The sequence below is a fragment of the Bacteroides sp. genome, from assembly GCF_052357945.1.
GTDB lineage: Bacteria > Bacteroidota > Bacteroidia > Bacteroidales > Bacteroidaceae > Bacteroides.
This window is the reverse complement of record NZ_DAWCXD010000055.1, coordinates 16,826-32,200: the sequence shown is the minus strand read 5'-3', so window position 1 is coordinate 32,200 and position 15,375 is coordinate 16,826. Positions and strand designations below refer to the sequence as shown.

Sequence of the window (15,375 nt, the reverse complement as noted above, 5' to 3'; positions counted from 1 at the left end):
CTGTTAAAGATCAGGGTTCCACAGGAACCTGCTGGTGCTTTGCCACCGCTTCTTTTATGGAGTCGGAACTGCTCCGTATGGGAAAAGGAGAATATGATCTCTCGGAAATGTTTATCGTCCGCCAGAAGTACATGAATCAGATCGAAGATAATTATCTGCGTCGTGGTAAAGGAAGTATTGGAGAAGGCAGTTTGGCGCACACTTTCAAAAACGCTTATAAGAAAGCGGGAATCGTTCCGGAAGAAGTATACACCGGATTGCTAAACGACAGCAAAGATCATAACCACGGAGCATTGTCACGCTACCTCAAAGCATTGGTGGATGCAAATATTGCTTCTAAAAAGCGTACTCCGGAATATGATGCGCTCATCAACAATCTGTTCGATATTTATTTGGGCAAGCTTCCTGAAAAGTTTACTTATAAAGGAAAGGAATATACGCCTCAATCTTTCACTGAAAGTTTGGGATTGAACATGGATGATTATATCGAGCTGACCAGTTTCACTCATAAACCTTATTATGAAACCTTCTCACCTGAAGTGCCCGACAACTGGGAGAATCAACCGATGTATAATCTTCCGCTGGACGAGCTAATCGGGGCTATCGACTATGCATTGAACAAGGGATATACCGTATGCTGGGATGGTGACGTCAGCGAACAGGGTTTCTCTTTCAAAAACGGAATCGCCATCAATCCGCAAGTAGAGGATGTGAAAGATTACTCAACTACCGATCGTGCCCGTTTTGAAGCTATGCCTAAATATCAGCGTATGGATGAAGTTTTCAAGTTCGAGCATCCTTATCCGGAAATCAATGTAACACCGGAAATCCGCCAGGATGGTTACGAGAAGTTTGTAACAACCGATGACCACCTGATGCACATCACCGGCATTGTAAAAGACCAGAATGGTACTAAATATTACATTACCAAGAATTCCTGGGGAGCAGAAAGCAACAAGTCCGGAGGTTATCTGAATATGTCTGAAAGTTATGTACGTGCCAAAACAATTTGTATCATGGTACATAAAGATTCTCTGTCAAAGGAATTGAAGAAGAAACTCGGAATCCAATAAGCCGCATGGTGTCACTCCAAGCGGGACGTGATTGTTCCATAGATCCTTTATCTATATAACAAAAGAAACAGGGCAACGAAGTATCACTACTCCATTGCCCTGTTTTTTTGTAAACTTACTATATATTAACCCCTTTAGTTTTTATTTCTTTCTCAATGTCACGTCGCTGATTTCTACAACGCCGCCTTTGTTTTGTGAAAGAATAGCCAGATAACAATCCTTCAGAATAGCAGCATCATCGTCAGTATCAGAAACTTCCAAGTCAGCATTTGCTTTCTTACTGCTAATTGCATTGACTACTTGTCCCATATCATAGTAAACCACTACTTTAGTCCATTTATCAGCATCTTTAATTTTAAAGTTGTACTGTGCGCCAGAAGCATTTGGTTGAGCATCTGCATCGTAGTCTCTACGCATGAAAAAAGTAGTATTGTACTTACCATTATCGTTTTTTTCTTCATTGGTCTGTTTGATGTATACACCTACCGGAGTACCTGCTTCTTTAGCTTTTGCATAGAAAGTAAGAACATAAACACCTTTTTCCAAACCATCGGTAATACGTTGTCCCAGGAAAGCCTTATACCAAGAGATATTCTTGTCGGCACCGGAGTTGTCCAATTTCATCGCATTCGGATATTTAGCATCTCCTGTTTGTTCCCAAGCAATAGTAGTAGCTCCATCAGCTTCATTATTCATGATAAACCACTCTCCTGCAGTTGCTTTGTTAGCGTTAGTCACTTTAGTCTTCACTTCAGTGGCAAATTTTTCATTCTTTATCAGGTTCTGTGCACTTACACTTACTCCTGCAATGACCAAAAGGCCGGCAAATAATACTTTTTTCATCTTACTGTGATTTAATTGTTTATACTTTATTTTTTCTTGCTTAAAAAAATCTACTTCATCTTACTTCACTTGTTGGATCACAAATTCATATTTACCAGTCGCTTTCTTTTCTTCTGTCTTTAGTGTGATGCGGTAAATCTCCTTGCCCCATACGTTAGACAGGCGCGGGTCATCTAATTTGATTGTTTCCAGTTCTGCTTTAAATTGTGACGGATAGGTCATTTCCACCTTTTGTCCTTTCACTTCGATTCGGATTTTTCCTTCGGATGGGAAAGTAACATTGCCCCAGGTTAAGAAATTCAATTGATTAGGAGCAATAACCTCATTCAATGTGTAACTATCACCGATAATTAATTTATTATTATCAAGTGCGTAAGAGCGAATCCAACTTTTCACTTTCGCCTCTGCCGGATAAGCAGTAGCTATATCAGTAGAGAATGTACGTTTCTTCTCATTGCAAACTGTGTTTGTCGCTTTATACTCCTGACCGAATTTCTGCGGTACTCCGTTAATCATCGGCAAATTGTGATAATTGCTTTGCATGGTCCAGATAGTATAGCGGTCTTTACCGAACGTCTGTTTGGTATAGGTACCTACACCGGCATCAATAATCACGGGAATCGTATTCACGTATAGAGAGAAAGTTCCTACATCATTGTGATTATGACTTTCGTTATTAAATCCGCCTTTAGCGGCAACGAACATACCGTTCTTGTTCTTCATATAGCAGAACTCTGTTTCGGGATACCAGGTTACATCCGGCATATCGTGTTTCGGAGTTACTTTTGCGAGTTCATTACAGCAAAGCAGAGACTGGAGAGAACGGAAAGCATCGTTGCCCATGGTAGCATACGGCTTTCTCCCATTCAGCAGGTAAGCGGCAAAATGCATCATTTCATCGCTGTTTACAGCTTTACCGAAACGATAAATTAATAAGGGATCACCTCCTCCTTGTGCCGATGCATCAGCAAAGTTCACCACCCAGCCATTGCCCACGTATGAGCGGGACATATATTCTCCCATCCGGCGAATCATCGGCTCATTGAACAGAGACAGTTTTCCACCTGTACCGTCGGAAAGTATCTGCAAATAGTCATAGAGTTTGCCGGCAGCATGTCCCCAGTAGGATGTACCTTCTTCACAGGCACCGTCGGACTTCACGAAATTGATAAATTTGTCGACTGATTGCATAGAGCGGTAAACGGCTTTTGCCAACTTGTCTTTATTGTTCTCCATCAGGAAGAAACATTGCAGGGCATTCGAGTTACACCAGGGATTCCAGTTGTTGATGATTTCCCCCGGTTTCCAGTTAAAAGCCATCCACCACATTTCATCGTCGTTCATATATGGATCGAGAATACGTTCTTTGATTGCTTTACGCATTTGTAAAGATACCACGGGATTGATTTTGTCGAATGGTTTACGGAAGAAATAGTGCACCCAAGCCATTAAAGCTCCATATCCGCCTGAACCGAGGTCAATAATTTGTTCGCGGAAATCGGGCAGTGAACGTTTGCTGCTCTGGCGAGGTAAGTGTGCGGATAAAACCCATGAATTCATTTCACAGCTCATATATGCTCCGTTCAGTAGTTGGTCGATGAAGCGTCCTTTTCCTTCGGCCAGTTCGGCGAGCATCAAGGTGTTAAGTGCCTGGCGGTTGGCGTCATAAGGAACTTCCATCACTTTCCGGTTACCGCTACGTTCGTACTCCAAATAAGCAGTGGCAGGTATCAGTTGCCATTTATAGTCGAGGAGTTTTTCACCGGCTTCGATGAGGCGCTGTTTGTTAGGGCCCATCAACGAGTCCCAAGCGGCGCGATCTGTATAAGCAGGGTAAGGCACCCAAGCCTGTTTCATTACCAACACGTTTTTCAACGTAGTTTCGTCTGCCGCTTTCTGCAGCATATTGCGTTCGGTATATGCGTTTGCCTTGAAAGAAAGACTTCCCAAAGCTGCTACCAGAAAAACACAAAGCAAATGTTTCATTCGAGTCATGGTATTTTCATTCATTTAAGTATTGCAAAGATAGTATATCTGATAAAAAATGAGGTGAGTAAATCATACGAACCTAATGACAAAAAAGTACATACTTCAAAATTTATACTCATAATTGCTTCATTTCAAGCTTTTAGGTTATAGAATAATCGATTTCACTCATATCTAAACAGAGATTTCATCTCAAAAATACAGAGATTTCGTTCCAAGAAAACAGAGGTGCCATTTTAGCAAAACAGAGGCTCTGTTTGAGGAAAATAGAGCCTCTGTTTATTCCAAGTAAAGGCTCTATTTTGACATTCAGTTCTCTTCCCGTATTTCAGACCTTAATCCCAATCGCTAAATTCAAAACTCAACTGTTCCCAAACACCATGTTGCTCATCGGCTTCTTCTTTTGGATTGGAGACAGAAAGCCCGATGAGCCGGATCGGATGTTGTTCATATTCCACACTTTTAAGCAGTTCCTTGGCAAGTGGGAGTACACGGTCTAAGGTAGTTAGTTCCTGCGATTGAGTAAGGCTTCGGGTGATCTGGCTAAAATCATGAAACTTGATTTTCAAGGTAAGTGTGTTTCCCTTGAAGTCTTTTCGCTGAAGACGTTCAATCAGCTCTACTGCAACGTGATATAATTCGATTATGACCGATGAACGGGCCGAAATATCCCGTTCCAATGTACGTTCACAGCCGATGGATTTACGGATACGAATTGCTTCGACAGGACGTTCGTCAATTCCTCTCGAACATTCATAATACAGCGTACCTGCTTTTCCAAAATGACCTGTCAGCATTTCAAGAGAACATTTCCGTAGTTGAAGTCCGTTGTGGATACCCAGTAAATGCATCTTCTTGGCAGTCACAGGTCCCACTCCCCAGAAAGATTCAATAGGAAGACGGGCGATGAAATCAAGAGCTTGTTCCGGGTGAATAGTACATAGGCCGTCCGGTTTGCGATAGTCCGAAGCTATTTTAGCTAAAAATTTATTATAAGATACTCCGGCAGACGCAACAAGGTTGAGTTGCTCGCGAATCTTCTGCTTTATTTCCTTGGCTATATCCACAGCCAGAGAAATATCTTTCTTGTTTTCAGTAACATCCAGGAAAGCCTCATCCAGAGAGAGAGGTTCGATGAGGTCTGTATATTCGTGGAAAATCTCATGTATCTGGCGGGAAATAGATTTATAAACGTCCATCCTGCCGGATACGAAAATAAGTTGGGGACAAAGGCGTTTCGCCTTCTGGGAGGACATGGCCGAACGGACACCATAACGCCGGGCTTCATAGCTGGCAGCAGCCACAACTCCCCTCTCTTCAGCATGACCTACTGCCAAAGGTTTGCCACGAAGTTCAGGATTATCACGCTGTTCTACAGAGGCATAGAAGGCATCCATATCGATATGTATAATCTTTCTTTGCGTCATTCTTTAGGATTAGCAGAGCAAACTTACTACAAATTCCCGAATAATTCCCGCTTATCGGCTCAAGAAATAATACGCTTATGTTTTTTATAGATATAAGTCAAAAAACATTCAATATCCTGTTTAATCTACTTCTTATAATGTTATATTTGCATATCGTCTATGAAAAGCATAGACATACCTGATAAGTTTATGCCACCATAGAATCATTTAAGATTATGAAAAACATACTATTTGGCTTATTAATATCTTGCAGTGTTCCCATATTTGCTCAAAATGGAATCACTTTTAAAGTTGAAAGGCTCTCAAAACCTGAAGAATTACTCGATTTGGATTCCCAAGACGACATTTATAAAAGTCTTATATTATCATACATGGACATAGAGCCTTATGAAATAAAAAAGAAGAATATCGAAATTCCTTATCATATCATTGCAAAAAGCCAATCTCCCGACAGTCTGGTATCCTTTGGAACTAATTCTTTTTTCAACGGTATGTATCAGGCTTATGCAGATCACAGACCATTTGTTCTGTCCCCAGACATGATTTGGCTACTAATCAGCCAAGGATTTGCACGACATATAAATGCCAATCAGGAATCAATGAGAAATGATCTCGTTGATTTCTCCGGCAAACTGTCCTTAATTGTAAGAGCAGACAAGAAACTGGAAGATCCTACTTTTTCATGGGAAGAGCTCTTTCCTCAATTCACAAACCAAATATCAGAACATGTCGGTAACCATCTGACTGAATTGCTCACCTGTAATTTTTCAACAACCACTTCCTTAGAGAAAGTTGCTTCTGAAATAACAATCATGGAAGCTGTGAAGCCATACTTTGAGTTTATAATCATACGCATGGTCTGTGGAATACCTAAAATAACCCTTGAAGGAACTCCGGAGGACTGGGAGAAAGTTCTACAGAAAGCCAGAAGCCTGAAAGAATATAAACTCGAATGGTGGATTTCCGAACTGGAACCTCTTCTGGAAGAATTTGTCAAAGCCTCCAAAGGCCAGGCGGACAAAAGCTTTTGGCGCAATATGTTCAAATATCATTCACAGAAGCAATACGGCGCTCCGAATATTATTGATGGATGGATTGTTAAATTTTTCCCTTATGACAAGGAAGGAAGAAGAAATAACCTGAAACAACTTGAAGGCAGAAATTGTCTCCCCGATGAAATAGTGAAGGTAGATGTAAAGTATCAGGAAGTATATACTGATGCCGTCAAAGAGACTCCATTAGAATTTTGGGCAGGTTTCATCGGACTGGAGCAAAATAGTAAGAATTTTGCTCTGCGACCACAAATTGGTTGGATGGTCAGAAAGAAAGACGTTAACAATGACGGATTAAAAAACAAGTTGAGTGCTGATGCCCAAAATGACGGCTGGGGCAGTGGGATTAACATTAGGGTAAAGGAGTTTCCTACTGTCTTGTTAGAACTGAAGGAGATAAAAAGGTTGGATATCCAGTTTATCGATAAGATCGATATACCGGATGAAATATCAAAGATAAAAATTGAATCGTTGACCCTATATGGAAAGATAACCAAAGAGGGAATAGAGCGCATTAAAAAGCTATTGCCCGATACGGATATAAAAATAAATGGCTCGCGAGGCGGAATAAATTCATTGATAGCCCCATAAAAAAAGAACACTCAATGTTACTATTGCAACGTTGAGTGTTCTCTTTATAGATACTAATGATTAGTATAAAGTGGAGCTGGAGGGAATCGAACCCTCGTCCAAACGAGGAAATCATAAGCTTTCTACATGCTTATCTTTGCCTAAATTTTCGTGCAGGAACAGAACCAAAGCCATCAATTCCTACCTTATCCTCTAAAGTTTCATCAAAAGTGCGAGGCCACTTCCAACTATCCCCGATGTAACTGCACCACTGAACCGGAATGCTTCGGAGCAACAGCTTCCGAGTGATGTCTCGTCCTGGCACCTAGTGCCTGGATTAAGCTAATCTACTGTGATTCGATTAAGCAGCAAGAGCGTAATTAGTTTCGCCAGATAAAATTTTGATAACTGATATTTAAGTGGAAATTACCGACCCACTGCATGCTTACCTACCATTTCTGCCCGCTGTCAAATCCAGTCAACCCCAAATTCTTATTCGTACAGAATAGCGATTATTTAGAACGCTTTCCAAGGGTGCAAAGATAGGAAATGTTTTCTAAATTACGAGAAGACGTTAGCAAATATTATATCAAAGCATTATCTTTACGGAGCTATTTTATACTTAAAATGAAAAGGCATCATGAAGAACCAACCAATAACATGCTATTTATGAAGAAGACATTTTTATCTAAAACATTTATATTCAACTCATTCGCTGCTGTTTGTATATTAGGAATCAGTATCAGTAGCTGCACATCTAAAAAAAAGACTCATATGGAAACAATCGGTACTACGGAAAATGAATTAACGATGTTAGTAGGTACTTACACTTCAGGAACCAGTAAGGGTATCTATAGCTTCCGCTTTAATGAAAAAGACGGAATTGCTGTCCCGTTGAGTGAAGTAGAAATAGAGAATCCTTCTTATCTCATTCCATCCGCTGACGGAAAATTCGTTTATGCAGTCAGTGAATTTAATGATGAGCGGGCTGCTGCCAATGCATTGGCTTTCGATAAAGAGAAAGGTACTTTCCAACTATTAAACTCACAAAAGACTGGAGGGGAAGACCCTTGTTATATTATCACTAATGGTAAGAATGTGGTGACTGCCAATTACAGTGGAAGCAGTATTTCTGTTTTTCCTATTGCCAAGGATGGCTCTCTCCTTCCTGCTTCCGATATCCTGAAGTTTGAAGGTTCGGGAGTAGACAAGGAACGACAGGAAAAATCTCATTTGCACTGTATACGGATTACTCCGGATGGAAAATACCTGTTTGCTGATAATTTAGGAACAGACCAAATACATAAATATGTCATCAACCCGAATGCAGATATCACCAACCAAGAGAGCTTCCTTAAAGAAGGACAACCAGCAGCCTATAAAGTAAAAGCCGGTTCGGGCCCTCGCCATCTGACATTTGCCCCGAACGGTAACTATGCTTATCTGATAAATGAGTTATCGGGCACAGTCATTGCTTTTGAATATAAAGACGGAAACCTGAAAGAGATGCAAACGATAGCTGCTGATACTGTGGGAGCCAAAGGAAGTGCAGACATTCATATCAGCCCGGATGGAAAATTCTTATATGCCAGCAATCGCTTGAAAGCAGATGGCATCGCTATCTTCCGGATTCATCCGGATAACGGAATGTTAACGAAAACAGGCTATCAACTTACAGGGATTCATCCGCGTAATTTCATCATCACGCCTAATGGTAAATATCTGTTAGTCGCTTGCAGGGATAGCAATGTGATACAAGTTTATGAAAGAGATGCAGATACGGGATTGCTAACGGACGTGCACCGGGATATTAAAATAGACAAACCGGTTTGCATACGGTTTGTTCCATAACTTATTATAACCAATCCATAAAGTTACTGTCTCCGTCATTATTGCAACTCTGAATCTGCTCTCCTATACAAATCAAATCTCCCGATGAGACCAAACACAACAAAAGAAAGTGTATATGTTCTCAAAGGGAGATTCGCATCTCAACTAACTATTATTAAAACAATAAATCTATCTTTTCTACAACAATCCCCTTATTCTTCTGATTCTCCACATCGTAAAGTTCCTCTCGAAGCGAAATCTGAACAAAGTCAATAATTCTCCAATCTAATGCGACACCATTATTATTTTGTGCAGAAGCCGGATACCAATAAGGATTAACTCCGGGCCAGTCTTGAGGTAACATAGCTGCTTTCGTCGGTATAAGTTCAGATACAGGTATTAAGATATCCGAAACTTCATCCTTCAAATTGAAGACCGCGCCATACCCTCGTCCTTCTCTATCTACCAAATTACAAATGGCTTTATCTGTATTATTTACCCCATAAGCACGAATACGGATATAAGAAGGAACTGTTTTACTTTTACTCCGCCAAGCTATCCGCCCACCAATATAGTGAGAGAAAGTCACATCACAAGGAGCAGTATAATCATCCTTTTTCTCCAAATCAGAAACAGAAAGTTGAAAAGCAGGCGTCAGCTCCGTGCCTGAAACAACCAGACTGAATTGTGATTCGGGACTTCTGAATGTACGCGTACGGCGGATATGTTTCCAGTTATCCTGTGCTCCCAACAGAGACAAAGGAGTAGTTTCATTCACCAGACGCATTGCATAAGTAGCCTGTTCATAATAATCCCACCGTTCGGGCGTACAATACGTCTTCGCCGGAAATAATAATGTATCCTCACCCGTATCTACCCCAAAGTGATATTCATAATTACCTTTTGCAAGCCAGCTTAAATCCACTTGAGCTTTATAATAAAAGCCATCTTCTGCCGTCATCGGTATTCGTTTACAGCCCCAAGGCTTCAACATCAGGTATACATCTACCTGCTTAGGGCGCTTTGGTCCAAAGACTTCACAACAGAATGTGATCTCTTTATCAGAAGTAAATTCCGACCAAGTATGGTTTGCAATCTTCCATTCTTTCATGGGAATCTGGTAGAAATCTTTGGCTGGGAGTTCTTCCTTACTGACTAATTTTCCTTCTTTAAACAAATATTTTCCCGGTAAGATAGTCGTCTCTATTTCGAAGCCGGGAAGTTGTATTTTTATAGCCCGCTCATTATAAGCCGATTTTCTTGATACTCTATGCTTATTCAACATCTTGAAAGGATCATCCACATCCATAATATCCGGATACACTTCCAATTGCCAGTTATTATTATCCTGTTTGTCGAGAAAATAAATACCTGTCCCTGAATAATGGACTACCGGAGAAGAACCGACTCCGGCAATATGCTTTAATGCTTTCAAATCTTTAGGCTGTGTAGTCGTCGTATTTGAATAATAAAACAAATCTCCTGAATTTATCTCACTCAACCGTTCGTCATAACTCACCCGAAAATCTCCAAATGTCCTATTATCCGGATAATATCCAAAATGCTTGCCACGAGGGACGCGACGCATTACTTCGGCTGCAATCATCCCGCTCACTGCCTTTGAAGGAGTAAAGACCATATTAAAGAAATGCGTCTGCCAACCCAGATTCATTGGAGCAGTACGCAGCATATCATAAGAGAATAACGCAGCAAACTGAATACCTCCACGACGATATTCCCGCACCATAGCCGGATACATAAAACCGGAAGCCATATCAGTAGCATCAAATTCATAGACTAGCTTTGCTTTCCCCTTCAAATCAGGATGAAGCATCTGCTCATAGCGGTCGACAAATAACAAGCCATTTCCTTCTATAGAATGATTATTATTGAGCGCACTCGGATACCAAGCATAAGTAGAGCCTTGTATATCCGATTTCTTGATAGCAGGAGATACCCGGAAGTCCTGACTGACATTATAGAAAGTCAACTTCTTGCAACCGGTACTACGGATGGCTTTACACATCCGATTTATATAGCACACCATACCGGGAATATCTTCCGGAAATTGGGTAGGCTCATTGATTAACTCAACAAATAAAATATTCGGTTCATCTTTCAAACAACGCCCCGTGTAAGGGTTACGATGATTAAGCAGCTGCTTCATATAATTCTCCTGTGCACGAACTGCATTTTCATCATGAATAAGCGTAGTTTTAGGATAATATTTAGCCAAACCCGTATTGGTAGTATCTCTCATTTCCGGCCATTGAGAATCATAAGTGACAATAGGACTTAACAGCATATAAATATCTCGTTTGCACGCTTCCGCAATAAGATAGTCAAACAGTTCCAAATGCTCATTCTCCTGTAAATTACCCAGTCGGTCGGTATTCTGAAAGTCTCCCCAAAAGCATAGGCGTAAAGCATCCCAATTCATTCTTTTAAAATGATCCAAATCTTCTACAACCATCTGTTTCCTATCACCGCCAACATAATCTGCCGCCCGAAAATCACAGGCAGAAGGGAGACAGTAGTTGGCTCCGAACAGAGCGATCTCCTGTTTATTCTTTTTCCAGCGAATAACCCCTGAAGAATCCATATATACCAATTCCTGCGCCCCTATCTGACAAAGATAACCCAGAGAACAAAGTAAAATGAAAAGTATTCGTTTTATCATCTTATTTATCGTTTAGAATTTTATCGTTGTAATATATTCAGGCACTACTTCCACATGATTGATCGTACAAACCGCTCCTTTCGAAAAGTCGGGTATTGCTTCTTTAGGCAAGTCAATTAAAAAAGGAGCATCCGAACGCAACGGGCGGAAGTAAAAGCTCAAATCTTCTTTTTCCATCTGTTGTGAAAAGCGCTTCAACCCAATAGTCCATGGAGCACCATGATAGAAATGGTCGAGTACCAAAGTTCCATTCATAAAAGCCATTGCCACATCTCCTGTATAATTAAGACGAAGGAAATATTCCTGTACCTGGGGAGCTTGCAACTTATCGTCAAAATGTACAGTCAAACGACGGGCACCTACTTTCTTATAAGAAAAGTCAGGTTTCACTATTTCCACTTCTTTTATATATGGTTTGAAACCTTGTTTAGACGGATAAAGCACATACTCAAACCTATTATTGCCAAGACTTAACAACTGTACTTCTCCACTGCCCGGAAGAACTGTTGCTTCGGTTATAAGCAACTTTCCATCTATCTTGCAGCTATTCAACGCCTGCTCACGGGTAAGAGTAGTGATTTTTACTTCCTTACCTGCTTTAGTACGGATACTAAAAGTGCTCTTCAGTCCGGGAACAGGAGCAAACTGATTCTTTCCACGCACAGTTGCCTTATCAAATACATATTCTGTATTCATGCCATCGGGAGTAAAGAAGAAATAGTGTTCTTTACCGTTATCATCAATCTTCATCAGAAGTTGAGCCGTAGCATACTTCAACAGAGCATCTTCCATAAGGAAATTGAAAGGTAAAATTACACTCTCGTCTTTCGGTAAAGTAAAACTTCCCTTAGCCGGAATCTGTATCGTTTCATTATCCAGTTTCAAGCGAAGCTGCAAATCTTTCTGGTCAATACGTGCAGTATCGTGATCTTGAAAGTTAACCATGAAAACGAAACCGGAACCAGCTTTCATACGAGCTGCATAACGCAAAGTTTCACGATTATCCGGAGTAATTTTCTCATAACCTTCAGGTAAAACAGTTTCCATTGGGGCCAGACGATCTGCAAAGTCAGCAAGAAAAGAATGTAATAGGCGAAGAGTGCGATAGGATTCGTGTTCCAAACCAAACTCTCCCAATGGAGCCTGAAAATCATAAGAAACTTTCGGCATCCCCATCGGTTCATCATTGAACGAAGCCACACCACCAATCATTTTCGGAGTGGAACCACCATGATACATATAATAACCAATACCGTTAGCTCCACTACCCAACGTACGTACCATTAAAGCCTCGGCAGCTTTTGCCGTAACAATAGGACGACGTTTGTAGATCATCTGAATCCCCGCTCCCATCTCCGCACAGAAAGAAGGAAATTTATCCGTGTCATAACGAACCGGCGCATAATCCGGATTTTTTTGAATATCCTTAAACATACAGAAAGGAGACATCTGAGGTTCAGCCCAGAACGGATAGGTGTAAGCTGCAGTCACAGGAATCGCCTCATTACCGATAACAGCAGCATTTCCCCATCCGGTAGCTGTATAGATTGGAGTGATAATACCAGCATCTTCCGCCATTTGCTTAAGTGTTTTCATGTGCAGATCACCCAGTTCGGCAGTCGTGATTTTCTTGTCCTGTACACTAACACCAATCATAGTAATTGAAGAATCGTAGGTCGCAGTAGTCATATCCAACGGTTCACCCGGATAATTCACTCCCCATGGGGCAGCCGAGTGTTGATGTTCATTCTCTATTTGTGTACCGATAATAGGACCACCGTCTTTATAATAAAGTCCTTCAAGTTGCTTGGCTATTTCTTCATAAAGGCGTTTAGCATAAAACAAATAATTTTCGTCATTTGAACGAACTTCCAATGGTTTCGCAAAAAGCCAGTCAGGCAAAGCGCCATTACGTATTTCCCCGTGACCAAAAGGCCCGATGCGGACAATCACATTCATATCATGCTTTTTACACAGTTCAAAGAACCTGCGTATATCCAGATTTCCACTCCAATTAAAAACTCCTTCCTGCTCTTCATGCAAGCTCCAGAATATATAGGTCGGAAGTACGTTTATTCCTCCGGCTTTCATCTTCAGAATTTCTTCTTCCCATTGTTCATGGGGATAACGGCTATAATGGAATTCCCCCATCACCGGAATGACAGGTTTACCATCCATAGACATATAATAACTATTCACGTCAATGCTGCCGCCTCCGGGACGGGTTCCGCCCAACTTCAGATGGCCTGTATAAATTACTTTTTCCTTTACAGGCGCTGAAAGTTCATATACCTGTTGAGCCATAACAGTTGCCGTCATTGCACAAAGTGCTGATGTTAATATAATACTTTTCATAGTCTATATATTCATTATTTACAATTCATTCATTTTTTGTTTATGATTATCTATCATAATTATTTTGCTTGATAGCCCCCTTAGATTCATCAATGAAACTCTGCGGAATCCAGAAACGATTGTGTCCTTCATGCACATTAAAGTATCCCCTGCCTTCGGACCTGTTAATTGCATCAATGCGTGCATTGGCATATTCGACATATTTTCCAAAGCGAACAAGATCCTGCCGGCGAAGACCTTCGAGATAAAATTCATGTCCGCGTTCTAAAAGTAAAGCCTCATTGAACGTTTCTTTTGAAGCAGTTTGTGAATCATCCAAAGCAGACAAGCCAGCACGATTACGAACACGATTCACGAGACCAATCGCCTCTGTTGTAGGAGAACCTTCATTGCGGTTGATACATTCGGCAAGCGTAAGCAATACATCCGAATAACGATAAATAACCACATCAACACCACTTTGCGCATCTTTCATATCCGGGTCCATCCCATATTTCAGAGGTAATGCACCTTTAGCCAACTGACTACTGTTTGTACGGTCGATCTTCTCCCCCTTCTTATTTGTATAACCCGTCACTACATTCTTTAAACGTGAATCACCTTCCTCAAAAGTACCATAAAAATCCCAAGGCATCACATAACCGCCCCAACCTGTTGCCTTCTCTGCCCAAGGATAATCGGCAGGAAGCACCTCGGCCGTCATATAGTTTGAGTACCAACTGGCAGTACTATTACAAGCCAATTGTAAGATGACCTCATTATTGCCTATTCCCTCCTTAGAAAAAACATAATTATAATCAGGTTGCAAACTATATACACGTCCCTCCATCTCCATCAATTCACGAGCTAGAATTTCCGCCTTTTCAAAATAGCCTTTTATCATGTAATACTTCAACAAAATCATACGGGCAGCGCCTTTAGTCATACGACCGCGTGCTTCAGCTACTTCAGGTAAATCCCGAATCGCATCCCGCAGGTCTGTTTCCATCATCGTATCATACTCCTCTTCCGTCAGACGAGGTAAGTAAACAAATGTTTGCGGATCATCCAACACTTCATCCGGAGCTACGGGTACAGGACCAAACATATCATAAAGATAAAGTCCCATCCAACCTCGCAAAGCCTTCGCTTCACCGGAATAAAGAGTTTTAGCCTCCTCACTTACCGGAGAATTCTCAATACGGCGAATAGTATTCCGTGCTTTCGAAAGGAAATTGTAGCGTTCGAAATTCGAATAAGCATGATTTTGAATACTGCCTCCTACTGTGGCATACCATTGTTGGAAATATAATTCATCCGACTCCCATGCCCAGCAAGACCAAAGTACATCAGTTGTCATATCTCCAATAATCTGATAACCGGAATAATCTGCAGAATAAACAGATTTAAAATCCCCGGGGTTAAAATCATAGTAAAGCGAGTTGACTGCCAGTTTCAAATCAGTCTCCGTCTTAAAGAAATTCTCCGGAGAAATCTCGGTATAATCCAGACGTTCCAATTCACAGGAAGTCATTGAAAACAGCATCAAGGCTGTTGCTATATATTTCATTGTTTTCATA

At 41.0% G+C, this 15,375-nt stretch carries 9 protein-coding genes and 1 other RNA gene; 3 read left to right on the top strand and 7 right to left on the bottom strand.

What is annotated here, in order from left to right:
• A partial coding sequence (locus ACT8YW_RS11790) for a C1 family peptidase (RefSeq protein WP_444105083.1) occupies positions 1 to 1,073 on the top strand: 1,073 nt, incomplete at its 5' end.
• Between the two features lie 141 nt (positions 1,074 to 1,214).
• On the opposite strand, the gene ACT8YW_RS11785 is transcribed toward ACT8YW_RS11790, so the two are convergent.
• The 3 genes from ACT8YW_RS11785 to dinB form a co-directional block, all read right to left on the bottom strand.
• Positions 1,215 to 1,916, bottom strand: a complete 702-nt coding sequence (locus tag ACT8YW_RS11785) for a DUF4627 domain-containing protein (protein ID WP_009000604.1) — start codon at positions 1,914 to 1,916, stop codon at positions 1,215 to 1,217.
• A 60-nt stretch (positions 1,917 to 1,976) separates the two neighbouring features.
• Complete coding sequence (locus ACT8YW_RS11780) at positions 1,977 to 3,911, bottom strand: heparinase II/III domain-containing protein (RefSeq protein WP_444105081.1); 1,935 nt, start codon at positions 3,909 to 3,911, stop codon at positions 1,977 to 1,979.
• Between the two features lie 326 nt (positions 3,912 to 4,237).
• Positions 4,238 to 5,329 carry a DNA polymerase IV gene (dinB, locus tag ACT8YW_RS11775; protein ID WP_009000602.1) on the bottom strand — a complete coding sequence of 364 codons (1,092 nt, stop codon included), beginning with the start codon at positions 5,327 to 5,329 and terminating at the stop codon, positions 4,238 to 4,240.
• 215 nt (positions 5,330 to 5,544) lie between these two features.
• Here dinB and ACT8YW_RS11770 point away from each other — a divergent pair, with 215 nt between their 5' ends.
• On the top strand, positions 5,545 to 6,972 hold the full coding sequence (locus ACT8YW_RS11770) for a DUF4419 domain-containing protein (protein ID WP_444105078.1): 1,428 nt from the start codon (positions 5,545 to 5,547) through the stop codon (positions 6,970 to 6,972).
• A 68-nt stretch (positions 6,973 to 7,040) separates the two neighbouring features.
• Here ACT8YW_RS11770 and ssrA read toward each other — a convergent pair.
• Positions 7,041 to 7,437: a transfer-messenger RNA gene (gene ssrA, locus ACT8YW_RS11765) on the bottom strand.
• Positions 7,438 to 7,620: 183 nt separating this feature from the next.
• On the opposite strand from ssrA, the gene ACT8YW_RS11760 reads away from it, so the two are divergent.
• A complete protein-coding gene (locus ACT8YW_RS11760; protein WP_444105077.1) occupies positions 7,621 to 8,802 on the top strand; it encodes a lactonase family protein in 1,182 nt (393 codons plus the stop codon).
• A gap of 154 nt (positions 8,803 to 8,956) precedes the next feature.
• On the opposite strand, the gene ACT8YW_RS11755 is transcribed toward ACT8YW_RS11760, so the two are convergent.
• From ACT8YW_RS11755 to ACT8YW_RS11745, 3 genes are all read right to left on the bottom strand, one after another.
• The gene (locus ACT8YW_RS11755; RefSeq protein ID WP_444105087.1) at positions 8,957 to 11,383 is read right to left on the bottom strand and encodes a hypothetical protein; all 2,427 of its coding nucleotides are present in this window, start codon (positions 11,381 to 11,383) and stop codon (positions 8,957 to 8,959) included.
• A 90-nt stretch (positions 11,384 to 11,473) separates the two neighbouring features.
• On the bottom strand, positions 11,474 to 13,816 hold the full coding sequence (locus ACT8YW_RS11750; RefSeq protein ID WP_009000598.1) for a beta-galactosidase: 2,343 nt from the start codon (positions 13,814 to 13,816) through the stop codon (positions 11,474 to 11,476).
• A 46-nt stretch (positions 13,817 to 13,862) separates the two neighbouring features.
• Positions 13,863 to 15,374, bottom strand: a complete 1,512-nt coding sequence (locus ACT8YW_RS11745) for a RagB/SusD family nutrient uptake outer membrane protein (protein ID WP_009000597.1) — start codon at positions 15,372 to 15,374, stop codon at positions 13,863 to 13,865.
• Between the last annotated feature and the right edge of the window lies 1 nt (position 15,375).

Excerpts from the sequence above, each read along its gene's own strand:
- ACT8YW_RS11785 (WP_009000604.1), bottom strand. The coding sequence starts at position 1,916 with ATGAAAAAAGTATTATTTGCCGGCCTTTTGGTCATTGCAGGAGTAAGT.
- ACT8YW_RS11780 (WP_444105081.1), bottom strand. The coding sequence starts at position 3,911 with ATGACTCGAATGAAACATTTGCTTTGTGTTTTTCTGGTAGCAGCTTTG.
- dinB (WP_009000602.1), bottom strand. The coding sequence starts at position 5,329 with ATGACGCAAAGAAAGATTATACATATCGATATGGATGCCTTCTATGCC.
- ACT8YW_RS11770 (WP_444105078.1), top strand. The coding sequence starts at position 5,545 with ATGAAAAACATACTATTTGGCTTATTAATATCTTGCAGTGTTCCCATA.
- ACT8YW_RS11760 (WP_444105077.1), top strand. The coding sequence starts at position 7,621 with ATGAAGAAGACATTTTTATCTAAAACATTTATATTCAACTCATTCGCT.
- ACT8YW_RS11755 (WP_444105087.1), bottom strand. The coding sequence starts at position 11,383 with ATGGATTCTTCAGGGGTTATTCGCTGGAAAAAGAATAAACAGGAGATC.
- ACT8YW_RS11750 (WP_009000598.1), bottom strand. The coding sequence starts at position 13,816 with ATGAAAAGTATTATATTAACATCAGCACTTTGTGCAATGACGGCAACT.
- ACT8YW_RS11745 (WP_009000597.1), bottom strand. The coding sequence starts at position 15,374 with ATGAAAACAATGAAATATATAGCAACAGCCTTGATGCTGTTTTCAATG.